Here is a 10,649-nt window from a genome sequence, read left to right on the forward strand (position 1 = left end):
TCTACCGCGCCCGCGGGTGCGCGAGCGCCCACGCCTCCCGCACCGCGTCGGCGGTGACGAGCGTGTAGATCTGCGTCGTGGCGACGCTCGCGTGGCCGAGCAGCTCCTGCACGACGCGCACGTCGGCGCCGCCCTCGAGCAGGTGCGTGGCGAACGAGTGGCGCAGGGTGTGCGGCGACAGCTCGACGTCGAGGTGCGCGCGCTCGGCGGCGGCCCTGATCACGAGCCACGCCGACTGCCGGCTGAGCCGCCCGCCGCGCGCGCCCAGGAACAGCGCGGGCGTCGCCGCCCCGCGCGGCGCGAACAGGGGCCGCGCTCGCACGAGGTACGCCTCGAGCGCCTCCTGCGCGAAGCGACCGAGCGGCACGATGCGCTGCTTGCGCCCCTTGCCGAACAGTCGCACGGCCGTCGCGACTCGCGCGTCGTCGCCGATGACGTCGTCGACGTTGAGGTCGATCGCCTCGCTCACGCGCGCGCCCGTCGCGTACAGCAGCTCCAGCAGCGCGCGGTCGCGCAGCATGAGTGGGTCGTCGCCCACGCACGCCTCCAGCAGCGCCTCGACCTGCGCGATCGAGATCGCCTTCGGCAGGCGCTTCGGCTGGCGGGGCGGCTTCTGGTCGGCGGCGACGTCGAGGGTGAGGATGCCCTCCTCGAGCAGGAACCGGTGCCACCCGCGCACGCTCGACAGCATGCGCGCCACGCTCGAGGCGCTCACGGGCGCGGCGCCGTCGCCCGGCTCGCGCAGGGCGATCACGAACGCCGAGACGTCGGCTGCGGTGATGTCGGCCGGCTCATCACGGCCGAGCCCGGCGACGAACGCGGCGTAGCGGTGCAGGTCGCGGCGGTACGCCGCCACCGTGTGCGGGCTTCGGCCGCGCTCGAGGGCGATGTGGCGCACGTAGCGATCGATGGCGCGCGCGATCGCGGGAGGGGCATCCCCCGCGGTCGGCGGCGCCGTCGTCACTCCCGGCCGCGCCGGGCGTGCGCGGCGAGCACCGCCGCGATGAGGATGCTGTTGCGCAGGCGGCCCGCGAGCACGGCTTCGACCGCCTCGTCGAGGCTCACCCAGCGCAGCGTCAGGTCGAGCTCCTCGCCCTCGCGGTCGAAGGGAGCGTCGGTCGCGGTCAGCCTGCGCGCCAGGTAGATCGTGATGAGCTCGTCCGAGCCGCCGGGGCTCGTGTGCAGGCTCAGCAGCGGCTGCCAGTCGGCGGCGGCGAGGTCGACCTCCTCGGCGAGCTCGCGCTGCGCCGCGGCGAGCGGATCCTCGCCCTCGACGTCGAGCAGCCCGGCGGGCAGCTCCCAGTCGCGGGTCTGGATGGGGTGGCGGTACTGCTGGATCAGCAGGATGCGCTCGGCGTCGTCGACGGCGAGCACGGCGACGGCGCCGGGGTGCTCGACGAACTCGCGCACGAGCTCGACCTCGCCGTAGGCGAAGCGCTCGCGCCGCACATCCCACACGCGACCGTCGAAGACGACCTCCGAGTCGAGCACCTCGACCGAGTGCGCCTCGTCGGCGAGGAGGGCCTCGCCCGCGACCGCGCCGGGCTCGCTCATGCCTCGGCCGTCGCCTCGTCGTCGAACAGGCGGCTGGCGAGCTGCCGCTCGATCGCCGCGCTCACGAGCCCCGCGAACAGCGGGTGCGCGTGGTTGGGGCGCGAGCGCAGCTCGGGGTGCGCCTGCGTGGCGACGTAGTAGGGGTGCTGCTCGCGCGGCAGCTCGACGTACTCGACGAGCGTGCCGTCGGGGCTCGTGCCCGAGAAGTGTAGGCCCGCCGCGGCGATCTGCTCGCGGTAGGCGTTGTTGACCTCGTAGCGGTGGCGGTGGCGCTCGTGCGAGACCTCCGCGCCGTACACCTCGGCGACGATCGAGCCCGGCGCAAGTGCGGCCTCGTAGAGACCCAGGCGCATGGTGCCGCCGAGGTCGCCGCCGGCGATGATGTCGACCTGCTCGGCCATCGTCGCGATGACGGGGAACTCGGTCTCCGGGTCGAACTCGGTCGAGGATGCCCCCGGCAGGTTCGCCTCGTTGCGCGCGTACTCGATGACCATGCACTGCAGGCCGAGGCACAGGCCGAGCGTCGGGATCTTGTTCTCGCGCGCGAACTTCAGCGCGCCGAGCTTGCCCTCGATGCCGCGCACGCCGAAGCCGCCGGGCACGCAGATGCCGTCGACGTCGGCGAGCATCCTCGCGGCGCCCTCGGGCGTCTCGCACTCGTCGCTCGCGATCCAGCGGATGACGACCTTCGCCTGGTGCGCGAAGCCGCCAGCCCGCAGCGCCTCGGTGACGCTCAGGTAGGCGTCGGGCAGGTCGATGTACTTGCCGACGAGGCCGATCGTGACCTCGCGCTTGGGCTCGTGCACGGCGGTGAGCAGGTCGCGCCAGCCATCCCAGTTCACCTCGTCGGCGTCGAGGTCGAGCTGGTCGATGATGTAGGCGTCGAGGCCCTGGCTGTGCAGCATCGACGGGATGTCGTAGATGGAGGGCACATCCACCGCGTTGACGACACCCGCCTCCTCGACGTCGCACATGAGCGCGATCTTGCGACGGTTGGCGCTCGTGACGGGGCGGTCGCTGCGCAGCACCAGGGCATCCGGCTGAATGCCGATGGAGCGCAGGGCCGCCACCGAGTGCTGCGTCGGCTTCGTCTTCTGCTCTCCCGAGGCGCCCATGAACGGCACGAGGCTCACGTGCACGAAGAAGACATTCTTGCGCCCGAGCTCGTGACGCACCTGGCGGGCCGACTCGATGAACGGCTGCGACTCGATGTCGCCGACGGTGCCGCCGATCTCGGTGATGATGACGTCGGGCTGCGGGTCGTCCTGCGCCTGCAGGCGCATGCGGCGCTTGATCTCGTCGGTGATGTGCGGGATGACCTGCACGGTGTCGCCGAGGTACTCGCCGCGGCGCTCCTTCGCGATGACCTGCGAGTAGATCTGCCCGGTGGTGACGTTCGCGGCCTGGCTGAGGTTGATGTCGAGGAACCGCTCGTAGTGCCCGATGTCGAGGTCGGTCTCGGCGCCGTCGTCGGTGACGAACACCTCGCCGTGCTGGAACGGGTTCATCGTGCCCGGGTCGACGTTGAGGTACGGGTCGAGCTTCTGCATGACGACGCGAAGCCCGCGTGCGGTGAGCAGATTGCCGAGACTCGCGGCGGTGAGGCCCTTGCCGAGCGAGGAGACGACACCCCCGGTCACGAAGATGTGCTTGGTGATCTTCGGGGTTCGGTCGCCTGCAGTGCCCTGGTCGGAAGAGTTCGCCACGGGGTTCCATGCTATCTGAATCGTGACCTGCCGCGCCTCGACGCGCGCACGCCGTAAGCGTACGGTCGCAGCATGAGCGTGCGGGCGCGGTCACGAGCGGTGCGGAGCGTCGCGGTCGCCCTGCTGTTGGCGTCGGTCGGGGCGATCATCGGATGCTCCGCGCGGCCCGCGGCGCCCGTCTCGGTCGCGCTCTCAGAGCAGCAGGGGTGGCCCGAGGCCGAGGCCCCCGGCCCTCCCCCGCTCATCGACGCCTACCCGACGCCGCCCGTCGGCTGGGTCGCCCCGGAGGGCGACCGGTTCTGGCTCGTCACGTGGGGCAGCGGCTCGTGCACGTTCATCGCCACGCGGGTCGAGGCGGTCGACGAGTTCTCGGTCGCCGTGCGATTCGAGCAGGCGCCCGCGGAGGGGTGCACCGACGACCTGGCGCCGCGGGCGCACGAGCTCGCCGTGCCGAACGGTGTCGACGGGCCGCTCGAGACGGCGGAGGTGACGATCGTCGCTAACGCGTTCGCGCACCTGGGGGGCGAGGTCGCGCAGTCGGCGTGGACGGTCGATCTGGTCGGCGGCTGGTTCGTCTCGATCGCCGAGTCGTTCGAGCCGGGCCTGGCCTTCGGCCTGCCGATGCCACCGCCCGGGTACGAGGAGTTCACGCCGCGCGTGCTGGCGCGCGGCGCCGGTGATCCGATCACCCTGGTGACCTACGGCAGCTCGAGCTGCCCGCTGCTGCCGACGGCCGCCGAGGTCGATGGCGACGTGCTCGCGATCACCGTGCGCGAGCGCCCCGCCGGAGCCTGCACGGCCGATATCGCGCCGACGACGAGCTACGTTCCGCCGGTCGACGGGTTCGATCCGGCGGTCGTCACGAATGCGCGGGTCACGCGGGCCGACCCGGTCACCGGTGACACGGTCGTCTCGGTGCCGATCGAGCCGCTCGGCTGACCAGCGCCGACGAACCAGGGCTGACCGGGCAGCGCTGACTAGCCATCGCTGACTGGCCGCCGCTGACCAAGCGCAGCTGACTGGCCGCCGCTACGCCCGCGCCCGCTCTTTCGCCAGGTCGAGCAGTTCGCGCGCGTGGGCGAGGCCGCTCTCGCTGTCGGGCAAGCCGCTGAGCAGGCGCGCCATCTCGGCGATGCGCTCGTCGCCGTCGAGCTGCTGCACGCTCGAGGCGGTGACTTCGCCGTCATCGCCCTTCACGACCCGCAGGTGGTTCGTCGCGAATGCGGCGACCTGCGCGAGGTGGGTGACGACGATGACCTGCGCGCTCTCGGCGAGCCGTGCGAGGCGGCGACCGATCTCGATCGCGCTCGCCCCGCCGACGCCCGCGTCGACCTCGTCGAAGATGAACGTCGGCACGGGGTCGGTCGCGGCGATGACGACCTCGAGCGCGAGCATGACGCGCGAGAGCTCGCCGCCGCTCGCGCCCTTCGAGACGGGGCGAGGCTCCGCGCCCCCGTGCGGCTGCAGCAGGATCGCGACGTCGTCGCGCCCCGTCGCGGTGAACTCGTCGCGCGCCGAGACCTCGACGGTGAGGCGCGCGTTCGGCATCGCGAGGGCCGCGAGCTCGGCGGTGACGGCGTCGCCGAGGCGCTCGGCGGCCGCTCGCCGCAGCGCGCTGAGCCGGTCGGCGAGCTCGGTGAGGCGCTCGAGGTCGGCGTCGACGCTCGCGCGCAGCTGCTCGATGCGGGCGTCGTCCTGGTCGAGCTCGAGCAGTCGCGCCGACCCGCGCTCGAGCAGGTCGATGACGTCGTCGAGGCTCTCGCCGTGCTTGCGCACGAGGGCGGCGAGCTCGGCACGGCGCTCCTGCACCGTCTCGAGCTCACGGCCGCCGTCGGAGTCGAGCGAGTCGACGTAGCCGGAGAGCTGCATGGCCGCCTCGCTCAGCACGTAGCCGGCGTTCGCGATCGCCTCGACGATGGGCTGCAGCTCGGCGTCGTGGCCGGCGACGCGGTCGACGGCGCGCCGGGCAGCCTCGATGAGGCTGAGGGCATCGCGGCCGTCGTCGACGCTCTCGCTCGAGAGCAGCTCGTGCGCCTGCGCGGCGGCGAGGCGCAGATCCTCCACGTTCGCGAGCCGGTCGGCGCGTGCGACGAGGTCGTCATCCTCCCCCCGCTGCGGAGCTGCGGCCTCGATCTCGTCGAGCGCGAGCCGCAGCTCCTCCGCCTCGCGCACGCGCGCGTCGCGGTGCGCGACGAGCGTCTCGAGGTCGGCGCGGGCCTCGAGCCAGCGTCGGTGCACGTCGGCGTAGTCGCCGAGCACGGCCTGCAGCTCGGGCCCGGCGAAGCGGTCGAGCGCCTCGCGCTGGGCGGTCGCCGACTTCAGCCGCAGCTGGTCGCTCTGCCCGTGCACGACGACGAGCTGCTCGCCGAGCTCGGTGAGCACCCCGACGGGGGCGGAGCGGCCGCCCACGACGGCGCGGCTGCGGCCCTCGCTCGAGAGCGAGCGGCTCAGGATCAGTTCGTCCGCGTCGATGTCGCCCCCGGCATCCCGCACCCGATCGGCGACGGCGCCGGCCGGGTCGATGCGCCAGCGGCCCTCCACGACGGCCTGGTCGGCGCCGAGCCGCACCGCGCCGGAGTCGGCGCGCGAGCCGAGCAGCAACCCGAGCGCCGTGACGACCATGGTCTTGCCCGCGCCGGTCTCGCCCGTGAGGGCGGTGAAGCCGGGGCCGAGCGGCAGGGTCGCGTCGTGGATGACGCCGAGACCGCGGATGCTGATCTCGTCGATCACGCCTCGACCTCCGGTCGCACGGCGGGGATCACCCCGGTGGTCGGACTCGAGCCGTCGCCGCTGTCGATCGGGCCGCGCCAGCCGGTGACCGGCAGCGCGAACTTGTTGACGAGCCGGTCGGTGAAGGGCCCCTGATGCAGGCGTGCGAGGCGCACCGGCGTCGACGAGCGGCGGGCGACGACCCGCGCGCCGATCGGCAGGTCGAAGGGCCGGCGACCGTCGCACCACAGCACGCCGAGCCCGGGCGTGCGCTCGAGCAGCTCGACCGCGAGCGACGAGTTCGGGCCCACGACGAGCGGGCGGGCGAAGAGCGCGTGCGCGCTGAGCGGTACGAGCAGCAGGGCGTCGAGGCTCGGCCACACGATGGGGCCGCCCGCCGAGAAGGCGTAGGCGGTCGAGCCGGTGGGGGTGGCCATGACGACGCCGTCGCAGCCGAAGCTCGACAGCGGGCGGCCGTCGACCTCGATGACGACGTCGAGCATGCGCTCGCGGCTCGCCTTCTCGACCGTCGCCTCGTTGAGCGCCCAGGTCTCGTGCACCACCTCGGCGCCGACCTTGACGCGCACCGAGAGCGTCATGCGCTCTTCGACGAGGTAGTCGCGGTCGAGGGCGCGGCCGACGGCGGCGCTGAGGTCGTCGCGCTCGCTCTCGGCAAGGAACCCGACGTGCCCGAGGTTGATGCCCAACAGCGGTGCGCTGCCGCCGCGCACGAGCTCGGCCGCGCGCAGGATCGTGCCGTCGCCGCCGAGCACGATCGCGAGCTCGATGTCGCCCACGCCGATCTCGCCGGCCGCCGCATCGGCGCCGAGCACGTGCAGCTCGGCACCGCCGGTCGCCTCGCGCAGGTCATCCAGCGCCTCGCGGTCGACGACGGGCACGAGGCCCGCATCATGCAGGTGCCGGCACACCGTGACGGCCGCCTCGAGCGTCTCGGGCCGCCCCGTGTGGGCGGCGACGAGGATGTGGCGAGCGGTCACGGAGCGCCTTCCTGAGCGGTCGGGTCACCCGCGCGCCATCGCGGCGACGCGGCCCCTCCATTCTGTCGGATGCTCCCCCGCGCCCGGTCGGAAGACGGCCAGATACTCGGAATTGCCGTTCGTCCCCACGATGGGCGAGGGGCCGAGGTGCGAGGCGAGCAGCCCGAGATCGAACGCCGCCCACAGCACGCCCATGATCGCGTCCTCCCGCAGGACGGGGTCGTGCACGATGCCCTCGCGCACGCCGCCGCGGCCCACCTCGAACTGCGGCTTGACGAGCAGGATGACCGGCACCTCGACACCGACCGTCGCGACGATCGCGGGCAGGATGTGCGCGAGCGAGATGAAGCTCAGGTCGCCGACGACGAGGTCGGGGCGCTCGACGACACCCGACACCTCGGCGAGCCGCTCGGCGGTGAGGAAGCGCGCGTTCTCGCCCTCCACCGCGATCACGCGCGGGTCGAGCGCGATGCTCGGCGCGAGCTGCCCGTGCCCGACGTCGAGCGCGATCACCCGGCGCGCGCCGCGCTCGAGCAGCACCTGGGTGAAGCCACCCGTGCTGGCGCCGAGGTCGAGCGCGAGCATCCCGCTCGGATCGATGTCGCTCGCGTTGAGCGCGGCGACGAGCTTGTGGGCCGCGCGGCTCACGTAGTGGTCGTCGCCCTCGACCTCGATCATCGCGTCACCGGCGACCGGATGCGATGCCTTCACCACCGCGCGCCCGTCGACCCGAACGCGGCCGGCCTCGATCGCGGCTCGGGCCGTGGCGCGGCTGCGAGCGAGCCCGCGCTCGACGAGCGCGGCGTCGAGCCGGAGCGTCGCGGCCGACTCGCCCTGCTCAGGCACCGGGCCGGCGCGCCTCGCCGTCGGTGCCCTCGAGGTGGGCCCGCAGCTCGTCGACGAGCTGGGCGAAGGCCGCAGCGCGGTCGCCGAGCGGCTGGTCCTCGATGAGCGACAGGCGCGTCACGAGCGCCTCGTCGATCTGCACCTCGTGCACGACGGCCGGGTCGTTGACGGGTGCGCCGCCGCTGCTGCTGAGGCCGTCGGGCTCGATCATGGCTCGAGGGTACTCCTGCTCAGCCGCCGGCGAGGGCGAGCAGCGCGGGGTCGACGTCGACCCCGTAAATCTGCAGCCCGCTGCCGTGGATCGCCGCGGCACCCGCCCGCAGCAGGTCGAGGTCGTCGCGGCCGCGCGAGGCGACCCGCACGACGTGCTCGCGCATCATGACGACGGTGTCGCCGACCTCGATCGTGCGCACGCCGTCGGCGTCGGTCGTCTCGCGCACCTCCGGGTACGGCTCGAACAGCCCGCGCAGGTCGTCGAGGATGTACGTCGGCCGCATGGTCGCGTTGGCGGCGAGCACCTGCTTGGCCTGGTCGATGCCGGTGAGCACGAGCGCCGTCGCCATGCCGGCGCGGTTGCCTCCGAGGATGTCGGTGTCGAGCCGGTCGCCCACGACGAGCGCGTTGTGCGCGCCGAAGCGCTCGGCCGCGACATCGAAGATCGCCTTCTCGGGCTTGCCGGCGAAGACGGGCAGGCGGCCGACGGCGAGGTGCACGGCCGACACGAGCGTGCCGTTGCCGGGCGCGATGCCGCGCGCCACGGGGATCGTCCAGTCGGTGTTCGTCGCCACCCACGGAATGCCGGTGTGCAGCGCGAAGCTCGCCTCGGCGAGGTGCTCCCACCCGACGTGGGGCGCGAAGCCCTGGATCACCGCCGCCGGGTCGTCCTCGGCCGAGCGCGTCACGACGAAGCCCGCGGCCTCCACCTCGCTCACGAGGCCGTCACCGCCGACGACGAGGATGCGCGACCCGGGCTCCACGAGCGTGGCGAGCACGCGCACCGCTGCCTGCGGGCTCGTGACGACGTCGGCCGCGTCGACGCGCAGGCCGAGCTCGCGCAGGTGCTGCGCGACCGACTCGTCGGTGCGCGAGGCGTTGTTCGTGATGTAGCCCACGCGCAGCTGCTCAGCGGCGCGGGTGATGCTCTCGACCGCGTGCGGGATCGCACCGGGGCCCTTGTAGACGACGCCGTCGAGGTCGAGCAGCAGGGCGTCGCGCCCGGTCAGCGGGGTCGCGGGCTGCGCCTTGCGGCCGAACCTACCGAGCATCCGCGTCCTCCTCGGGCGCCGCGTCGGGGGCCTCGTCGGACGCCTCGTCGGACACCTCGACTGCGGCAGCCTGCTCGGCGTCGTCGCCCCCACGGTCGGCGTCCGTCTCGTCGAGCGCCACCTCGAGCTCCTCCTCGACGATCTCGACGATGTCGTCGAACTCGCCCTCGGCCTCGCCGATCGCCTCTGCGGCGATGTCCGCGCGCCTGGCCCACTCGTCGGCCTCGGCGGTGCGGCCGAGCTCGGCGAGCACGACCGCGTAGGCGTCGAACAGCGCGGGGCTGTAGCTGTAGGCCGTGGTCGGGTCGAGCTGCGGGATCTCCAGCTCGGTCAGCGCGAGCTCGGTCTGCCCGAGGTCGAGACGCGCGCCCGACATGGCGATCGCGAGTTCGACGCGCGTCGGCACGCTCAGCGTCGTGCGGTCGACGCTGCGCGCGAGCTCGAGTCCCTTCTCGGGGCGGCCGAGCCCGCGCTCGCAGTCGACCATGAGCGGCAGCTGCTCGTTCGATCCCGAGAGCCGCCGGTACGTACGCAGCTCGCGCAGCGCGAGCGCGAAGTCGCCCGTCGCGTACGCGGTGATCGCGAGGGTCTCGCGCACAACGGCGATGCGGCCGGCGCGACGGCCGGCAGCCAGCGCATGCTCGTGCGCGAGCGCGGCATCCTCCTCGATGAGGGTCGCCGCCATGACGAGGTGCTGCGAGACCCGCTCGGCGTTCTCCTTGCTGAGGGTCTTGAGCTCGAGGCGCGCGAGCTTGTCGAGCTCGCGCCCCGTGACGCCCTCGGGGATGCTCGGGTCCGGCCGTCGAGGAGCCTCCACCGCGTCCGTGCGTCGCGTCCGCACACCCTCCTGGCGTGCGCCTGCGCTCCGAGCCGGCCGGTCGCCCGCGCCGCGACCCGGGCGGTCGCCCGCGCCCCGGGTCGAACGGTCGCCCGCACCGCGGCCCGGGCGGTCGCCCGCACTGCGGCCCGGGCGGTCGCCCGCACTGCGGCCCGGGCGGTCGCCCCGCTCACCGCGCGCCGCACCGGGCTTCGCCCAGCGGTCGCCCCGGGGCGCGTCGCTGTCGCGACGCGGTCGGTCACCGTCGCGCTGGGGACGCGTTCCCCGCTCGCCGTCGCGCTGGGGACGACGATCGCGATCACCCTCCCGAGCAGGACGCCCGGCACGCTCACCGTGCGCGGGGCTACCGCCAACGCCGGGGCGTCGGGCTCCCCCGCTGCGCGGTACATCACCGTCGCGCCGCGGCCGGTCACCGCGAGCGGCTCCGCTCGAGCGCTCTCCGCGGGGGGCACCGGACGGCCGCTGGCGCCGCTCGCCCTCGGGGCGCTGCCGCTCGCGGTCGTGGTCGTCTCGGTCGGGTCGATGGGCCATGGTGACTCCTGGTGCTGCTGTCGATGCGCGCGAGGCGCTGCGTTAACGCAAAATGGCCACCCATCACTGGGTGGCCATTTCACAAAGAAGTCCGGCGGTGTCCTACTCTCCCACGAGGTCGCCCTCGCAGTACCATCGGCGCAGAAGGTCTTAGCTTCCGGGTTCGGAATGTAACCGGGCGTTTCCCCTTCGCTATGGCCGC

10 protein-coding genes and 1 rRNA gene are annotated in these 10,649 nt (G+C 73.5%); 1 reads left to right on the forward strand and 10 read right to left on the reverse strand.

Going from position 1 to position 10,649, the window contains the following annotated elements; genetic code table 11:
• Nucleotide 1: 1 nt before the first annotated feature.
• The 3 genes from ID804_RS11855 to ID804_RS11865 are packed head-to-tail and all read right to left on the reverse strand — an operon-like array spanning nt 2 to nt 3,260.
• Nucleotides 2-964 (reverse strand): site-specific tyrosine recombinase XerD, encoded by a 963-nt coding sequence (locus ID804_RS11855; protein WP_317451287.1) that lies wholly within the window; start codon nt 962-964, stop codon nt 2-4.
• On the reverse strand, nt 961-1,554 hold the full coding sequence (locus ID804_RS11860) for an NUDIX domain-containing protein (RefSeq protein WP_169080411.1): 594 nt from the start codon (nt 1,552-1,554) through the stop codon (nt 961-963). Before ID804_RS11860 ends, ID804_RS11855 begins: the two co-directional genes overlap by 4 nt.
• Entirely contained in the window at nt 1,551-3,260 is a 1,710-nt protein-coding gene (locus ID804_RS11865; RefSeq protein WP_317451288.1) for a CTP synthase, read from the reverse strand. The genes ID804_RS11860 and ID804_RS11865 overlap by 4 nt, the downstream gene beginning before the upstream one ends.
• A gap of 72 nt (nt 3,261-3,332) precedes the next feature.
• Between ID804_RS11865 and ID804_RS11870 the strand changes: the two genes are divergently transcribed.
• The gene (locus tag ID804_RS11870; protein WP_169080412.1) at nt 3,333-4,199 is read left to right on the forward strand and encodes a hypothetical protein; all 867 of its coding nucleotides are present in this window, start codon (nt 3,333-3,335) and stop codon (nt 4,197-4,199) included.
• Nucleotides 4,200-4,289: 90 nt separating this feature from the next.
• Here the strand turns inward: ID804_RS11870 and recN are convergent, their stop codons facing one another.
• The 7 genes from recN to rrf all read right to left on the reverse strand — a co-directional run.
• Nucleotides 4,290-5,990 carry a DNA repair protein RecN gene (gene recN, locus ID804_RS11875; protein ID WP_169080414.1) on the reverse strand — a complete coding sequence of 567 codons (1,701 nt, stop codon included), beginning with the start codon at nt 5,988-5,990 and terminating at the stop codon, nt 4,290-4,292.
• Complete coding sequence (locus ID804_RS11880; protein ID WP_169080416.1) at nt 5,987-6,967, reverse strand: NAD kinase; 981 nt, start codon at nt 6,965-6,967, stop codon at nt 5,987-5,989. The genes recN and ID804_RS11880 overlap by 4 nt, the downstream gene beginning before the upstream one ends.
• 24 nt (nt 6,968-6,991) lie before the next feature.
• Entirely contained in the window at nt 6,992-7,813 is an 822-nt protein-coding gene (locus ID804_RS11885) for a TlyA family RNA methyltransferase (RefSeq protein ID WP_169080418.1), read from the reverse strand.
• The gene (locus ID804_RS11890) at nt 7,806-8,024 is read right to left on the reverse strand and encodes a hypothetical protein (protein WP_169080371.1); all 219 of its coding nucleotides are present in this window, start codon (nt 8,022-8,024) and stop codon (nt 7,806-7,808) included. Before ID804_RS11890 ends, ID804_RS11885 begins: the two co-directional genes overlap by 8 nt.
• A gap of 19 nt (nt 8,025-8,043) precedes the next feature.
• The gene (locus ID804_RS11895; protein WP_169080420.1) at nt 8,044-9,078 is read right to left on the reverse strand and encodes an HAD-IIA family hydrolase; all 1,035 of its coding nucleotides are present in this window, start codon (nt 9,076-9,078) and stop codon (nt 8,044-8,046) included.
• Complete coding sequence (locus tag ID804_RS11900; protein WP_169080422.1) at nt 9,068-9,895, reverse strand: tetratricopeptide repeat protein; 828 nt, start codon at nt 9,893-9,895, stop codon at nt 9,068-9,070. The genes ID804_RS11895 and ID804_RS11900 overlap by 11 nt, the downstream gene beginning before the upstream one ends.
• A gap of 641 nt (nt 9,896-10,536) precedes the next feature.
• A 5S ribosomal RNA gene (gene rrf / locus ID804_RS11905) occupies nt 10,537-10,649 on the reverse strand; the annotation flags it as partial.

The organism is Microcella alkalica (genome assembly GCF_014595885.1).
Classification (GTDB): Bacteria; Actinomycetota; Actinomycetes; order Actinomycetales; family Microbacteriaceae; genus Microcella; species Microcella alkaliphila_B.